The sequence below is a fragment of the Candidatus Chloroploca asiatica genome (genome assembly GCF_002532075.1).
In the GTDB taxonomy this organism is placed as follows: Bacteria; Chloroflexota; Chloroflexia; order Chloroflexales; family Chloroflexaceae; genus Chloroploca; species Chloroploca asiatica.
The window spans coordinates 15,543-32,095 of the sequence record NZ_LYXE01000153.1; the positions used below are offsets into that span (position 1 = coordinate 15,543).

The 16,553-nt window shown below is 56.4% G+C and carries 12 protein-coding genes; 10 read left to right on the top strand and 2 right to left on the bottom strand.

Translation table 11 applies throughout. From position 1 onward, the window contains the following. The first annotated feature begins 42 nt into the window (after positions 1–42). From A9Q02_RS18415 to A9Q02_RS18450, 8 genes are all read left to right on the top strand, one after another. A complete protein-coding gene (locus tag A9Q02_RS18415) occupies positions 43–966 on the top strand; it encodes a glycosyltransferase family 2 protein (RefSeq protein ID WP_097654543.1) in 924 nt (307 codons plus the stop codon). Between the two features lie 394 nt (positions 967–1,360). Next, the gene (locus tag A9Q02_RS18420) at positions 1,361–3,433 is read left to right on the top strand and encodes an NYN domain-containing protein (RefSeq protein WP_097654544.1); all 2,073 of its coding nucleotides are present in this window, start codon (positions 1,361–1,363) and stop codon (positions 3,431–3,433) included. Positions 3,434–3,580: 147 nt separating this feature from the next. Beyond that, a complete protein-coding gene (locus A9Q02_RS18425) occupies positions 3,581–4,180 on the top strand; it encodes a phosphoribosylanthranilate isomerase (RefSeq protein ID WP_245860684.1) in 600 nt (199 codons plus the stop codon). 7 nt (positions 4,181–4,187) lie between these two features. Continuing rightward, positions 4,188–5,618, top strand: coding sequence for a metallophosphoesterase (locus A9Q02_RS18430; protein ID WP_245860687.1), 1,431 nt, complete (start codon positions 4,188–4,190; stop codon positions 5,616–5,618). Between the two features lie 155 nt (positions 5,619–5,773). Continuing rightward, entirely contained in the window at positions 5,774–6,115 is a 342-nt protein-coding gene (locus tag A9Q02_RS24940; protein WP_097654546.1) for a Trm112 family protein, read from the top strand. A 107-nt stretch (positions 6,116–6,222) separates the two neighbouring features. Further along, a complete protein-coding gene (gene trpB / locus A9Q02_RS18440; RefSeq protein ID WP_097654547.1) occupies positions 6,223–7,422 on the top strand; it encodes a tryptophan synthase subunit beta in 1,200 nt (399 codons plus the stop codon). Further along, entirely contained in the window at positions 7,422–8,342 is a 921-nt protein-coding gene (locus A9Q02_RS18445) for a diacylglycerol/lipid kinase family protein (protein WP_097654548.1), read from the top strand. Before trpB ends, A9Q02_RS18445 begins: the two co-directional genes overlap by 1 nt. Before the next feature lie 355 nt (positions 8,343–8,697). Further along, the gene (locus tag A9Q02_RS18450) at positions 8,698–9,402 is read left to right on the top strand and encodes a DUF1269 domain-containing protein (protein WP_097654549.1); all 705 of its coding nucleotides are present in this window, start codon (positions 8,698–8,700) and stop codon (positions 9,400–9,402) included. A gap of 29 nt (positions 9,403–9,431) precedes the next feature. Here the strand turns inward: A9Q02_RS18450 and A9Q02_RS18455 are convergent, their stop codons facing one another. Both A9Q02_RS18455 and A9Q02_RS18460 read right to left on the bottom strand, forming a co-directional pair. Then, on the bottom strand, positions 9,432–10,604 hold the full coding sequence (locus tag A9Q02_RS18455) for a glycosyltransferase family 4 protein (protein ID WP_097654550.1): 1,173 nt from the start codon (positions 10,602–10,604) through the stop codon (positions 9,432–9,434). Positions 10,605–10,616: 12 nt separating this feature from the next. Beyond that, positions 10,617–10,859 (bottom strand): cyclic-di-AMP receptor, encoded by a 243-nt coding sequence (locus tag A9Q02_RS18460; RefSeq protein WP_097654551.1) that lies wholly within the window; start codon positions 10,857–10,859, stop codon positions 10,617–10,619. A 309-nt stretch (positions 10,860–11,168) separates the two neighbouring features. Here A9Q02_RS18460 and A9Q02_RS18465 point away from each other — a divergent pair, with 309 nt between their 5' ends. Together A9Q02_RS18465 and A9Q02_RS18470 are read left to right on the top strand one after the other, a co-directional pair. Then, positions 11,169–13,445: a sensor histidine kinase gene (locus tag A9Q02_RS18465; RefSeq protein WP_097654552.1), complete on the top strand. Its 2,277-nt coding sequence runs from the start codon at positions 11,169–11,171 to the stop codon at positions 13,443–13,445. Between the two features lie 103 nt (positions 13,446–13,548). Continuing rightward, a partial coding sequence (locus A9Q02_RS18470) for a Calx-beta domain-containing protein (RefSeq protein WP_281256927.1) occupies positions 13,549–16,553 on the top strand: 3,005 nt, incomplete at its 3' end.

Here is a 16,553-nt window from a genome sequence, read left to right on the forward strand (position 1 = left end):
AATTTGCACCCGCAGAGATTCCGCGCTACAATCGCGCCTGCTATGCAGGTCTGTTCCGTCATCATTATCAGTTTCAATACGGTCACGTTGTTACGCACGTGCCTGGCCTCGTTGCGTGCATGCCAACTGGCGCTCGAAGTGATTGTCGTTGACAATGACTCGCACGATGGCAGCCCGGCCATGGTACGCGCCGAATTTCCCGAGGTGCGGTTGCTGGCCCTCGACCACAACCTGGGCTTTGCCGGCGCAACTAATCGGGGCCTTGCCGCCGTGACTGGTACGCCACCCTTCTATCTCTTGCTCAACCCCGATACGGTTGTGCATCCCGGGGCCATCGAGACACTCGTGGCGTTCCTAGAGGCCCATCCTCGCGTTGGCATGGTTGGGCCACGCCTCTTGAATCCCGATGGCACCCTCCAACAGGCAGCGTTTCGTTTCCCCACACTGCTGATGACCTTGCTCGATCTCTTCCCGCCCGGCGAGGTCTTGCCAGGCCGACTCTATGGGTCATGGTGGCATGGTCGCTATCCTCACGCAACGGGGACGACACCCTTCGCGATTGATCATCCGCTCGGGGCGTGCATGCTGGTGCGCCGCGAAGTAGTTGCCACGGTGGGGGCACTTGATCAACGTTATTTTATGTACAGCGAAGAGATCGAATGGTGTTGGCGGATCAAAGCAACGGGTTGGGCCATCTGGCAGGTTCCCGCTGCAACCGTTACCCATGTCGGGGGTGCGGCGACCAGCCAGGTTCGCCCACGCATGTTTGTTGCGCTCTGGCAGAGTCGCCTCCAATTCACCGCACAGCACCGTTCGCCGCAATCTTTGCATGCCCAGCGAAGCCTCGTACGCCTCGGCATGCTGCGCCTGACCCTGCTTGCCTGGTTGGCCTATGCTGGTGGTAGGCTCTCGTACGAGAACCTGCGAAGCAATTTATGGGCCTATGGCACCGTTTTTCGCCTCTAAAAGCCCGAATCACATCTTGCAGAGAAGGTATTCCAATGCTATAGTAACAAGCGCAGAGAGTAGTCTTGGTCTTGACCAGGCAATGGCAATCAGCTACTCGTGCATGGATGCAGTTGCAGAATAGTATGATGAGGTAGCTCACGAGAATTTTCCCGGTGCTGTGCCCCTGGCCTGGTTTGGTTGTGTAGTGATATGCTTGTGCGAAGACTGGCAGGCGAAGACTGCCCCTGACTACGATAGTCGTCGCCTGGCACACGCCCTCAATCATATGCACATCATGGTGGTAGCTAACTCCCGCTCTACCAGATAACCAGAAACGTTGCCTCGTGCTGGCCCCGAAGTATCTCTCTCCGCACCTCACCTCACCCACACAACAGGAGTAAGTTAGTAACCAATGTATGAGCAGAGGCGACCTGATGTCGCGGTCTTTATCGACTTCGAAAACGTCTATGTCAGTGTCCGTGATAAGTTGAATGCCAATCCTAATTTCGAAGCGATAATGGATCGTTGTAGCGACCTCGGACGTGTGGTTATTTCACGGGCATACGCCGATTGGTATCGCTATCCACGGGTCACTAGTGCGCTCTATGCCAATGCGATAGAGCCTATCTATGTGGCTACCTACTATTACGACAAGGATATGGGCCGCACAGGGCGGGCAATTAAAAATAGCGTTGATATGAATCTTTGTATCGATGCTATGAAGACCCTGTTTGTTAACACGAATATCAGTAAGTTTGTTCTTGTAACAGGGGATCGTGATTTTATCCCGCTGGTCAATAGTATTCGCCAGCAAGGCAAAGAGGTCTATATCATTGGCATTGGCGGTGCAGCCAGCACGCACCTCGCGCAGAGTGCCGATGAGTTTGTCTTTTATGAGCAACTGGTAGGCCGTCAGACCGGTGGTTCAGTGATGGCAACCGCGATTGCCAATCGGGCAACCGAGCTCAACCGCGGTCTTGATGCCGCCACCTTCGAGCCTGCGCCCCGTGAGCGGAGCCGTGAACCGGCGGTTCCCGAACCAGTAGCCGCCCCAGTACCGCCACCTCCAGCCCCAGCACCAGTGGTAGCTGAAGTTGATATCTATACCGTACTGGTTGAAGCAATCCATCTCGTCCGCAAGCGTGGTTATGTCTCGACCCTGGGCTCGATCAAACTGGTGATGAAAGAGTTGATGGGCGGTGACTTCAAAGAGAGCCGCTATCGGGATGTGAATAATCGCCCCTTTGCCAAGTTCAAGGACTTTGTCGTTGATGCCGAAAAGCGTGGCAAGGTGCAAATCTTTACGAGTGGGACGGTCAATGAGGTCTTTCTCCCCGGCGAAGACCCCTACAAACTCTCGCAGTTTGCCGCTGCGCTGACCGATGAATTACCGCTTGAGCCGGTCATTGATCCTTCACTAAGCTTGAATGGACGCAGCGAACCGCTCCTGATCGAGGCTCCTGCGCCCGAACCGCCTGTGTCAAGTAGCCGACGTCGCCGCCGCCGTTCCCGCCGTCCGCAGAGTGCGGCACATCCATCAGCCGAGGATGCCAATCAGTTGCAGTCCGCTGAGAGTGCGCTTAATTTTGATGATCCTGACGATGCAACAACCCCTGTCGGTGATGATGAACTGGTCGCGCTTGATCACCTGGAGGAGCCGGCTGAAGTCGTTGCTTTCTTTGAAGAGCACGCCCCTGATGAACTCATGGGTGCTGATTTGCGCGAACTTTCCTCCGCCGAACCACCCCTGGCCGATGAAGCACCAGACCTTGTGGCACTCGACAGCGATGGTTCTGATGATGCAGCCTGGGAAGCAGCAGCCAGTGCGCTTGCCGCCCAGTTGCTTGCCCCAGCTGAGGTTGACTGGGAAGCGATGGCGTCTGAACCGCAGGTTCCTCACGAAGAGGCCTGGGAAGCCGTGGCCCACGCGGTTGCCGCCGAGGATCAGGCCCGCCAGGCAAGTGATCTTGAGGAGACTCACCCGAGCGAGGCCACGCCGGTGGCTGAACTGGCCGAGGTGAACACTGAGGATGCGCCTGATGCGGTGGCGGTTGCCGAGGCTCATCCTGAGGAAGTTGCCGAGGCCCACCCCGAGGAGGGGGAGGGCACCGACGTCCACCCCGAAGTCAGCGCCGAAGCACCGCCCGAGGGTGGAGAGCCTGCCTCCACGGAGGTTGTTCAGACCGTTGACGAGACGGAAGAAGTCCCTGCGAGTGAGCAAGAAGCGTTTGAGCCAATCTTGTTTACCGATGAAGAGTGGGACGTATTCCGGCACATGATGGCGAGTTTTGCCAAGCCGACCTCATTCCAACAGATCTTCGATACACTACGTGGCTGGCGCAAAGAACACAACCTTGTACGCACGAATGAGCAACTCCGAACTATGGTCAAGCAAGCCATCAACAATGGCATCCTTGAACGGAGTGGCCGTGGCAAACGTATCTACTACGTGCTCAAAGAGGAAGCCCCTCTCGCCGCAGAGTAGAAATGACACGTACGATGGTGCGGGCAAGTGCCCCCAAAGCTCGTCAGTGCTCTGGGGGCACTTTGTCAGAAGGTGGGAGACTTGCGGGAGGGTACCCCGACGTTGTCTATGCTGATCAAAATTTGTGGCTTACGTACGCAGGAGCATATGCGTGTAGCCGCGCTGGCAGGTGCTGATATGCTCGGGCTTGTGTTTGCACCGAGTCGTCGCCAGGTAAGCATTGGCGAGGCCGCACAACTTGTGGCTGCATTTCGCGCAGGCCCGCCCCCTTACCCTCACCTGGTCGGCCTCTTTGTCAATCGTGAACCTGCCTTCATTCAAGAGGTTGCCGATCACCTGGATCTGGATCTGGTGCAACTCAGTGGTACCGAGCCAGCTAGCGATGCCACAACCATCAAGCGCCCGATCCTCAAAACGGTGCGCCTTGACGGTTCAACTGACGAAGCAGCCTGGCTGGAACTGGCCGACCGTGAAGCAGAAAGAGGCAGCGTAACCCTGCTGATTGACGCCCATGTTCCCGGTCATTATGGTGGTACTGGCACCCTGGCCAATTGGAGTCAGGCGCGTGAACTGGCCGCACGGGTACCGACGTTTCTGGCGGGCGGGCTAACACCAGCGAATGTTGCGGCGGCGATTGCCGCAGTGCAACCACATGGGGTCGACGTCAGCAGTGGCGTTGAGACCGATGGTGGAAAAGATAGTGCAAAGATTGAGGCTTTCATTGCAGCAGCACGTGCCTCCCAGTAGCTTCTCATTGCTTCGTCTTCTCCTCCGGCTCAAAGCGCTTGTGCTGGGGGTTACAGTTGTCATTCTGCTCTTCCGCCGTCTGGTGATGCACTTCCGGCGCATTATTCTCCGTCCCACAGGATATACCACCGGCCAATTTGATCCAGCCCTGATCCAGGCACATCAACGCCGGATTGTGTTGAGCGATCTCCATATGGGAGGAGGAGATCTGCTGGATGATTTTCAAACTGATGCGATCTTTGTCCGTTTTGTTGATCAGTATGTCAAAAGTGATGAACCAACGGATCTCATTCTGGCCGGAGATACCTTCGAGTTTCTGCAGATACGCCTGCCCGATCTGCGGGATGACGAGTATAGCGATAGTGCCGCCCGCCAGCGCATGGAGGCTATTCTTGAGGCGCATCGCCCGGTAATTGAAGCCCTGGCACGCTTCATTGCACAGCCGCGCCATTGCCTCACCATTCTTGTAGGGAACCACGACTTCGAGTTGCACTTTCCGAGTGCGCGGCAGTGCCTCCGCGAGGCGCTCGGGGTCAAGGTTGATGATCTACGGTTGCGTTTCGGGCTCCACTATCATGGCGGGGGCGTCTATATTGTGCATGGCAATCAGTTTGATCCCTGGAACCGCTTTGTTCACTTTGATGGCGTCAGTGAACCATTTGAAATGATCCGTGGTAGTCAACTCGTCAAAGAAGTCATCAACGATCTGGAAGATGATCCTCTTCCATTTGCCCATTTGATTGACAATATCAAGCCTTCATCTGCACTCTTCTGGTATCTACTGGCCCTACCGCGGCTGCGGAACCAGGCGTCCCGACGTTTTTTAGCGCGTGGAGTGACCGGGTTTCTCCAGGTTGTCGCGTGGCCGGCCTCACATCAGTTGTCGCCAATTGGTGTTGAAAGCCTGCCAGAAGCGATGCCAGACCTACCGATCCTGCATCGGCTCTGGGCGGCAGTGGTACGGTTCCGCCGTGGGCGGGTAGCGCGTCGGCGCGAAGTGGCGCGCCAGGTCAGCAACGTAGCGGGGGCGGTCAACCCATCTGACGAAGTACTATTGCAACTGCAGAGTGAAGCGACGCGCCAGATCGCCCGCGAACAACGCACCTTCAGCGATCAGTCAACCCGCGCCATGCTTGAAATTGCCCGTCGCCCCGCACATCAGCATGACACGCTCTTTGTCTGTGGTCATACACATCTCGCCCGCATCGTACCCCTTGGCCTTGGACAATTTTATGTAAATACTGGCAGTTGGACCGAGATTATTCTCGATATTGCGACGATGCGACGTCAAGAGCAGCGCTTTCCCTTCCTCGAAGTAACCTACCCCCAGGGATCACGTCCGGTGGGTCGCCTGCTTGTGTGGGATGATACCGATCGCATCGCCCATCCGTGGCATGAGGAGGTCACACCGGTACGCGGACGGGCGGTACGTCCATAAAGTAGTCCACCCCGTAGGGATTGCCCCTGCAAACTGAGTACCATGCGATACAACGCTAGGGAAAAGTGTACTATAATTGAGGGGAGTATGTTCGTGCTACGGTCGTAGTTCGTACTTCAGTACAGGTTTTTGCCGTCTACATAGAGGAGGAATCAATGAAAGGTTGGCTACGTCTCCTTGGTCTTGTCGCATTTGTGGGGCTTGGCATCGTGATCTTCCGAGCCATTCGCCAGTATCGCGAAGATAGCGCGTTTGATGTTCCACAGGCAACTTCTCTGCCTGGTGAAGGGAGTCGGCGGGTCATTAGTCCTGAATTGCTCAGCATTCTTGCCGATCCAGGCGACAAAGGTCCGGTTGAACTGATCACCGATAGCAGTGGCAAAGAATGGCTCGTGAACCGGCGCAACGGCTTCCGCTACCCGGTTGAAGATGGCATTCCCATTATGCTGCTTGAAGAGGGTGAGAAAAATAAGGACGAGAGCCTGATCCAGAAGTAAGCCTTGTCCTCGCTTTGTTGAAACGTAGAGGTACAAGAGGTGGTTGCCAGAGGCAACCACCTCTTGCGCCAACCCCTAACTTTACCTTGAGAGAGAGTTTGACTGCTATGATCCCAGGCTCAGCCGAAAGCATTGGCACAGGGCGTTTTGGCCCTTATGGTGGACGCTATGTGCCCGAGACGTTGATGCCCGCAGTGACAAGCCTTGAGGCAGCCTATCAGGATGCCGCTGCCGACCCAACGTTCTGGGAAGAGCTTGATCACCTGCAACGCACCTATACGGGACGACCAACGCCGTTGACCTTTGCGGCGCGCCTGACCGAGCAGTGTGGTGGTGCCCGCATCTATGTCAAACGTGAAGATCTGGCGCATACGGGTGCCCACAAGATCAATAACGCCCTCGGGCAGGGCCTGCTGGCCCGTCGGATGGGCAAGCGGCGCATTATTGCCGAAACAGGCGCGGGACAGCACGGGGTCGCTACGGCAACGGTCTGTGCGCTGCTCGGCCTTGAATGCGTGGTCTATATGGGTACCGAGGATATGGCCCGCCAGAGTCCGAATGTCTTTCGGATGCGCTTGCTGGGGGCCGAGGTACGAGGGGTCGCGAGTGGTTCACGTACGCTGAAAGATGCGATTAACGAGGCGATGCGTGATTGGGTGACCAATCCCGACAGCTACTATCTGCTCGGGTCGGCGCTGGGGCCACATCCTTACCCAACGATGGTGCGCGATTTCCAAAGTGTCATTGGGCGTGAGGCACGGGCGCAGATGCTCGCAACCGTCGGGCGGTTGCCCGATGTGATCATTGCGTGTGTTGGTGGTGGCTCAAATGCGATTGGCATTTTTGATGCCTTCCGTGATGATTCTGAGGTGGCATTGCGCGGCGTCGAGGCCGGTGGCCGGGGAACGGTGCTTGGCGATCACGCGGCACGCTTCCTCGCCGCTAGCCCCGGCGTATTGCAAGGAACCTACTCGTATGTGTTGCAAGACGAGGCCGGCCAGATCGCGCTGACCCATTCCGTCTCGGCGGGCCTTGATTATGCAAGCGTGGGGCCTGAACATGCCTGGTTGCACGATACTGGTCGCGCAACCTATACCTCGGCTGACGATGAAGAGGCCCTTGATGCGTTTGAGACCTGTTCCCGCCTCGAGGGCATTATCCCGGCGCTCGAAAGTGCGCACGCAGTCGCCGAGGCGCTGAAGCTTGCGCCAACAATGCACCGCGATCAGATTATCTTGATCAATATGTCGGGACGGGGTGACAAAGATATCTTTACCGTTGCCGATGCGCTAGGAGTCAAGATCTGATGAAGATCTGCGTCATCCTCAATCCAGCCGCCGGACGCGGGGTTGCCGGTCAACGACGAGCCGAGCTTGAGGCTGCCTTGCGCCGGGCCGATCTCGCGTATACCCTGGTCGCGACCCATAGCCGTGGTGGGGCGACTGAGCTTGCCTTCCAGGCGATCGACCGAGGCTTTGATTGCCTTGTGGCGGTGGGTGGCGATGGCACGATCAACGAAGTCGTCAATGGCATCATTGGCAGTCGCCAGCGTGACCTTGGCGATGCGAAGCTTGGCATTATTCCCCTCGGTACCGGCAGCGATTTTGTCAGGGCTCTGGCTGGGTTTAGCGATGGCGACCTCAATAGCTCGGTGCAGCGCATCACAGCGGGGGTGACGCGACCGGTTGATCTTGGTCAGATTGTGGTGGAAGCAGGCAACCAAGAGTTGCATCGGATCTTTATCAATGGCCTCGGGGCTGGCATTGATGCCCAGGTTGCCGTTGAAGTACCCAAGATTACCTGGCTGAGCGGCATTGGGGCCTATATCGTCGCGTCAATGCGCGCCCTTGCGACCTATCGCCCTGGCGTGATGTCGGTTCGCTACGATGGCAAAGAATTCCGCCGCAAACTCTATTTCGCGACAATTGGCAATGGGCGGTTTCAAGGCGGCGGTTTTTTGATGACCCCTTCAGGCGTCATTGACGATGGTCTGCTTGACCTCTGCGCCGTGCAGAGCCTGCGGTTTGACCAGGTGATCCGCTATTACCCCAAGCTGATCGAGGGAACCCATGTCAGCCTGCGAGTGGTGACCACGGCCCAGGCGCGTTCACTGAGCATTGCCTCGGCACGGCCTTTCCCCGTTGCAACCGATGGCGAGGTCGTTGCGACTGATGCCTCGGCTGTGCATATCGAGGTCATGCCGGGCGCGATCCAGTTGCTCGCCTAAGTAGATAGAGGGCTGAGGTCTTAGAGGGTTTCACCTAACCTGCGCATGGCTGCCTGAGGGAGGCCCCGCCGCAGCGGTGCGTGCCACGCCGTGGTTGGCACAGGATGAGACCCAGACCTGGGTTCCCGCCGGCGCGGGAACGACATGGTGGGCTGTCCCGATGTCGCCGTGGGGTCGCGTGGGGCGACCCCGTCCGGCGGGGTCATGCACTCCCTTCAACCGCACTGCCATCCGCATCGCTGCTGCGCCCTTCCGGGAGCATAGTGCGGTTCCTCCTATCCTTTGGGATGATGCCGGCGCTGGTTTATCTGTGGTACCATATGATAGGAACGATATATTTAGACGGAGGAAGTAGATGACCGATACACCAATTGAATTCATTGTTGCAGCTTTTCAGGATGAGCGTGCAGCTGGCGATACCTTAAAGATGCTGAAGCAGGCGCGACGCGAGAAACTGATTGGCATTCAGCGAGCGGCGGTCTTGCGGCGCGACAGCAAAGGCAAGCTCCATATTAAAGAGGCCACCGACATCAGCGGCAAGCGTGGCATGCTTGGTGGCGGCGTCGTAGGGGCAGTGGTTGGGGTGATGGCTGGGCCAATTCTCTTGCCCACGGCTGTCGGTGCATTGCTCGGTGGCCTGGCGACCAAACTGCGTGACACGGGCTTTTCGGATCGGCGGCTGCGCGAGATGGGCGAGGCCCTTCAGCCTGGCACGTCGGCGATCATTGCGGTGATCGAGCATCGCTGGGTAGCCGAGATCGAGCAAATGCTGGCCGAGGCTGGGGCGCAGTTGATCACCGAGGCGATCACCGCCGATATTGCGGCGCAGCTTGAGACAGGAAATGAGGTCGCCTACACCGTGCTCGAGACGACCGAAGGCTTATTGGCCTCACGGATGGCCGGGGGCGAAGACGAGATCGAGATCGCCGGTATCGTCGTCACTGAAGAGGGCGTCGTCGCGGCGAAGGCCCAGATCAGCATCGAGACGGCTGGTGAAGAAATCATCGAAGGCGAAGCGACCGAAGTTGAGCCAAACAAAGCGGACGAGCCCAAGCAGTAGCGAGGGTGCCTCGTTGAAGCGCTGGAACCTCAGGCTTTGCCTGAGATTCCAGCGCTAATCTTTTCTAACGCCGCGCAATGGTGCTGCCACGAATAGTGTTCAACCACACGGGCTCGTGCGCGCTGACCCATCGCATGGGCGGCCATTGGATCAGCGAGGACATGCCTGATCGCAGTGGCAAACCCGGCGACATCCCCCTCGGCAAAGAGCGCCCCTTCCTCACCCTCACGGATCACGGTTGTAAGTGGAGCGATCGCCGTGGTGACAACGGGCAACCCGGCGGCCATATACTCATAGATTTTGAGGGGCGACCAGAAGAACCCGGCGGCGCGGAGGGCGGGGTGAGGTGCGGTGGTAAAAGGAGCGACCCCCAGGTCGGCCCTGGCGAGCAACGCCGGGATCTGGGCATACGGCACGGCCCCGGTGAAATAAAAATGGCTTGCTCGCGGTGCAGCGAGCGCCTCGGCGGCTGCGCGTTCAGGCCCATCGCCAAGCAACATGACCTCAAGATCATACCCCTCGGCGAGCAGCAACAAACTAGCGCGGATCACATCGGTGACGCCGTGCCAGGCACGGAACGATCCCATAAAGACAATCCGCGGGCGGCCTGAGTGGCGAGGTGCGCGTTGTGCGGCCACAGCAGCAAACCGTTCTACATCAGCTCCCCAGGGCAATTCGATCACCTTTGCGCGGGGGATACTTGCCGGAACGGTTGTATGCAATGGGGTAATAATTGCGGCGGCGTGGTGACACTGCCACTCGGCCCAGCGGCGCAACGGGCCACCAAAGGCATCATCGAGGCGACGCTTGGCAACCTCGGGTGGATCAACAATCAGCGCATTGACCTCAAGCAGAGCGGGAAGGCCCAGTGTATGGGCGGCAACAACCCCTGCGCCTGCAAAATTATAGTAGCGCTCGATAATCAGATCGGGTTGCACCGCACGTGCCAAGCGCAGAACCGTTGGCACCGTCAACAGGCTGAGCGCCTTGGGGACATCCTGTTGATGCAACATGAAGCCATCGGCAGCGAAGGAAACTGGCCGCATAAATGGAGCAAGGCCGCCCCACCCCTCGTGGGAAGAGGCAAGCAGATGCACCGTATGCCCGCGTTGTGCGAGCCCCCGGGCGACTTCATAGGCATGGGTACTGCCCCCGAGTGTACCAGGAACAGGAATGCCAGCAGCAATATAGAGGATACGCAAAGTATGTGTATATCAAAGCCGCTCGTAACGGTCGAGATCCATCGTAATCGCAAGGGTGCCCGGGGCAACTTGCTTGAGCAACGCGTGCGCCTGCTCGACCTGTGAATCTTCAACGCCTACGAGCAGCGTCGTATTGCCACGTCTAAGGAAACCACCAGTTGTTGCCAGGCGGGTCACTCGAAAGCCCTGTTCTACCAAGGCATCAACGCTTGCGTCAGCATCGCCATCATTTGTGACAAAGACGATAAGTTTCATGATTTTTCTCGGTGCGAGCGCGCCCTGTTCTTCGGCAAATCTGTGTTGCGAACGGTAACATTATAGCATGATCTGTTGCGTATGAGGCTGCGCCCTCAACCGTTCCATGCTTTGTGGAAACAACGGCCGCGTGGCGGGCATTGTTCCCGCAAAGAATGTAACAAAACTGTTATCTAAAACCCCCATCCAGGTCTTGCCCTTCCCTCTTTGACCTTTTATACTTAGGATTGGGGGTTCAGGTTCTGCGCAATTCCGTGATATTGTGCTGTTTGTCAATTGACAAACGAACATAGGCCAAAGGTGGCTTTTATGAATAAGATCTGGAGAAAGCTGAACTCCCGGCTTAGTTACCAGATCACTCTACCATTTTTGTTTTTGACCATCTGTGTAGTGTTAGTCGGGGCGTTATATACATTTTTCTTTTACACTCGTCTATTGAACAGTCGCCTGGAAGATCAGGTCATTATTGTTACCAATCTGGTACGCAATTCATTTACCTTGCAAGAGGAGATGAATCTCGACTTTCTGCGTGATGTGACCTTTGCGGCACCAGATGACACCTTAGAGATACCCGGGGTTCCTGACGCGCTCAATGCTCAAGACCCTGACGAACTGGCATCAGTGCTTGATCTCTTCTTTCGTCTGGGAACGAATCGGAGTGGAGTACGTCTAGATCGACTGATTGCGTTTGATCGTGATGGGCAAACCCTGGTTGATTTTGAGCGACCGCTTGATCCTACGCAGCCAACATATCGTCGGCATTCTCGGCGTGATATTCGGGATGTCTGGTTTGTTGACGCGATCTTGAGGCTTGGGGTTGACGACTCGATCGACAAATTCCCTGCTCTGATCGAATTTACCGATACCAACACCTTTTATTTTGCGACGGTCGCCCCGGTGCGTTATGAAGACGCGGTGGTGGGGGGCGTCATTGTCGCGATGCGTGCCGATAACCTCGTCAATACGTTGCTGATGCGCTCGCAATCCGATGGCGTGCTGCTCTATGCTCCTGATGGCACATTCATCGAAGCTGCCTTTAATCCGAGATTGCTGTCTCAGCCGGTTGCCGTACCACCGATGAGTCCGGAGGCGCTGAAGCGATTTCTGAACAATGCTGATTCGTTCAGTCGCTTTACTGAACCATTGCTTGTGCAACAAGAGATCGCCGACGAAGATTTCAAGTTTGCGTACGTGCCCCTAATCGTGCATGGCACTCATCTCGGCTATGTTGCGACCGGGCTTTCGATGCGTGAGATTATCCAGACGACGAGTAACGTCTTCTGGCCGATTCTGGGGGTTATTTTTGCCCTTGCGCTTTCGATCTTTGGGGCTGGCATCTGGATTGCGCGGTATTTTGCCTCCCCGCTGGAAGAGTTGGTACAGACAGCCAATGACATCAGCAGTGGCAACCTGGAGCGACGAGCCAATGTGCATGTGGTCAATGAGATTGGCGATCTTGCCCTCAGTTTCAATACGATGACCGAGTTTCTGACCGAGCTTTTGGCCCAGGTCGATGCCGATGCGACCCAACGGGCTGCGATTGTTGATAGCATCACCGATGGCATTGTGGTGATTGATGATCAAGGGATCGTGACCTTGATCAACCGGGCCACACGGAAGTTGCTTGGCATTGACGAGCGCGACCCTGGGCCGCAGCGCCTCAGCGATATTCCGATGAAACGCCTGGTGGAGGGAGTGCCTGAGTTTGCTTCCCAGCGAGATCAGGAACTCTATATGCTTGGTAACTATATTGTTCGGGTGTCACTGGCAGAAGTGGTGAGAGCGGATCAAACCCGTTCGGGTTTTGTCTGTCTGTTGCAGGATATGACCGCTGAGGTTGCCGTTGACCGGGCAAAAACCAACTTTATCGGGACAATTTCGCACGAATTGCGCACCCCACTTACAGTGATCAGTGGCAATGCCGATCTGTTGCTCCGTGGTCTGGTTGGGAAACTCGACGATGACCAGGTAGTCTTTGTGGATGCGATCCGTCAACACTCTCATAATATGGCCGGTTTGCTCCAGAATGTGATTACGGTGGCGAACCTTGACGCCGGGGTGGTGACGACTGAGCTTGGCCCGGTAGATCTACGTTTGCCGATTGATGAGAGTCATTGGCGCGTGCAGAGCCAGATCAAAGCTAAGGGTCTGACGCTCCAGATTCAGATCCCTGAGCATTTGCGGATGGTGATGGCTGATTTTGATCACGTGCGCCAAGTTGTGTATCAGTTGCTTGATAATGCCCGTCGGTATACGGTACAAGGCACGATTACCCTGCGTGCCATTGATTGCCACGATCATGTTCGGGTCGAAGTCGAGGATACAGGTCATGGTGTGCCCGTTGATATGCACGATCAGATCTTTCAGCGTTTTATTCGTGGTGATGGTACCAGTGAGGGCATTAATTCTGCGGAACGCGGGATCGGGTTGGGCCTTGCGATTTCTAAACAGTTGGTAGAACGTCAAGGGGGCACCATTGGGGTGCAGAGTGTCCCCGGCCAAGGCAGTACGTTCTTCTTTACGTTGCGCTACGCTGATGATATTCCAAGCCCTGAAAAGACGACCCAAATGGCTACGGCTGCCTGATCGCACGATCTTTAAACAGCCGCTGCCATGGTTAATAATCTTAGCCCTTATGCTCCTTGGGGTGGGCTTATTCGGTGTTGCGCGTATTGCGTTAGAGTTCGCGATGCCGGGGATTTCACGTTACAGTGGCGAATTTGGTTTGCTGGACGAGCGTCCAAATTATTCGTTCTGGCCCCTGCCTTTCCGTAGGAGTCAGCCGCCTAGTCCGCCGTTGATCGAGGCGGCTGAAACCGATCGCAATGCACCTGCCCCTAATTTGCCAGGGGATGTTTTGCCAACGGCCCCGCCGGTGAGCCAGTTTGGTTTGCCAGATCCGCTTGATCCGACGCCAACTCCCTCGCCTACAGCGACCCAGGCTACAGCTAGTCCAACGTCGTCACCAACAGCGTCACCAACGGTCTTGCCTGCTGGCCTGACAACAGCTACCCCTGTCGCGACAGTGGCTGCTCCATCGAGCCCAACACCGCTCCCTGGTCCTCCTCTGGTCGCCACGCCAACGGCGGCAACGCCTGTGAATACGTCACCGACGGCAACGCCAATCACGGCCCCCGGTGGTTCGGTGACACCACTGCCAGCAACACCAGTTGCAACCACCGGCACCTCGCCCCCAGCGACACCAACGACGCCAGGGCAAGCCACGGCAACGGCAACGGCGACGCCGTTGCCGGCAACGGCGACACCCGTGCCGGCAACGGCGACACCCGTGCCGGCAACGGCGACACCAACGAACATGCCGACCCCAACGGTAACGCCTGAACCCGAAATACCGTCAGTAGGTTTTTCAACGACTGCGGTGACGGCAAGTGAAGAGGATGGTTTTGCGATTTTTGAGGTTCGCCTGAGCGAGCCTTTTTTCCGTACGGTCTCCTTGGCCTATCAGACCAGTGATGGAACGGCGACGGCTGGGCTTGACTATCGCCCAGCCAGTGGAACCCTGGTCTTTCGGCCTGGCGAGGTCTTTCAGACGATTCGGATCGAGATTTTGCCCGATGAGTTGAATGAACCCCCCGAGACCGTTTTTCTACGGTTGAGTAATCCGGTCAATGCGACGCTGGTTGGCTCGCCAACTGCGGTGCTGACGATCCTTGATAGCAATGCGCCGCCGACCGTGCGCTTTCTTGGGAGCGGGCATCGGGTGAGTGAGGATGTCGGCAGCACGTCGGTGACGATTGAGTTGACCCAGCCGAGTGCCTTTGATGTCCAGGTGCCGTTTGTGGTTGGTGGCACCTTGCCGCGGAGTGAACACACACTTCGAGATGGGACGGTGCTGATTCCCGCCGGTTCAACGAGTGTGCGGCTGCGTTTCGGGATTAGTGATAATCGCATTGATGAAGACGATCGCAATTTGATCATTACCCTGGGTTCACCAACCAACGCCAACCTTGGCAGTCCAAGCATGTATGTGCTCACGGTGGAAGACAATGATACCGCCGGGGTAACGCTGAGCCAGACGGCGTTTACGCTGGACGAGGGTCAGTCAGCAACTTATACGGTGGTGTTGAAGAGTCAGCCTGTACATCCGGTGGTGGTACGCCTGAATCCTGATGTGCAACTGGCAGTTGCTGTGCCTGAATTGCTTTTCACTCCCGACACCTGGAATGTTCCTCAGACCGTCTCCTTTTCGGCGGTTGATGACCAGATTGATGAGGATGATCTGCATACGGGCCGCCTGAGCCATACCCTAGCGAGTCTTGATCCTCGGTATAACCAGCCGACAGCCGCCTTTGCGGTGCCTGATGTGGTGGCGAGCATTCGCGATAATGACACGGCAGGTGTCGAGATCGTGACCGGTAATCGGCAGTTGAGTGAACATCCTACGGCACCAAATCATCGCACGACCTATTCGTTGCGCCTGAAGACGCAACCGCTTGCTCCGGTCACGCTCAGTGTCGTCTTTGACCGTGCTCAACTCTCACTTGAACCGGTCGTGTTCCAGTTTAATGCGAGCAATTGGAACGTGCCTCAGGTCGTGAATGTTACCGCGGTCAATGATGCGATTGATGAAGCGGATCTGCATACGACCTTTGTTGATCATCTCGTTGCAAGTGCTGACCCTAGATACGATCAGAGGACAGCGCCTTTTGTGCCGTTGCCACCAATTGAGTTTACAATTCTTGATAATGATACCGCAGGCTTGCTGATTGCTCCGTTGAGTCTTGATCTGCATGAAACACCGGGACATCCTAATCATATCCGAACCTATACAGTTCGTTTGAATAGTCAGCCAATGGCCCCAGTTTCAGTCGTGCTAAGTTTTGATCCAGCCAACCCGCTTGATGCACGCTTGCCGCGTGAAGTGACGGTCAATACCAATGAACTGCGCTTTACGGCGGAAAATTGGAATGTGCCTCAGACCATTGTGGTGACAACGATTGATGATCGCGTTGATGAACTTGATCCCCATTTCCAGCGCATTCATCACACAACGACAAGCAGTGACTTGAAGTACGAGGGCCTGCGCCAGACGGTCGTTGGGCGTATTACTGATAATGATAGCTCGGGGCTCGTTGTCATCACGGGTAATCTGCGGCTGAGTGAAGATCCCAATGCTGCGAATCATCAGACAACCTATCTGGTTAATCTTTCGAGTCAGCCAGTCGCACCGGTTATTGTCAACCTTGATTATGATGCTTCCCAGGTTATCGCCACACCATCATCGTTGATCTTTACGCCCGAGAATTGGAATGATGCACGTGTGGTAACGGTCAGGGCTGTTGATGATCGTATTGATGAAGATGATCTGCATACAACTGATATACGCCATACTTTATTAAGTAGTGATCCGAATTATAATCAAGTTGCGGATCTAATCATAACGATTGAAATCATTGATAACGACACGGCGGGCGTCGCGATCACGCCGACGACGGTCGACGTGACCGAGGGCGGCACAAGTGCGAGCTACAACGTGCGCCTGGAGAGCCAACCGACCGCGCCGGTGACGATCACGCTCGGGCGCGACGCGGCCCAGGTGACGGTCAACCGCACGAGCCTCACCTTCACGCCGGGGAACTGGAACACCGCCCAGAGCGTGCAAGTGACCGCGGTGGATGACGCCATCGATGAGGCGGATGTCCACCTGAGCCTGATCACCCACACGACGGCGAG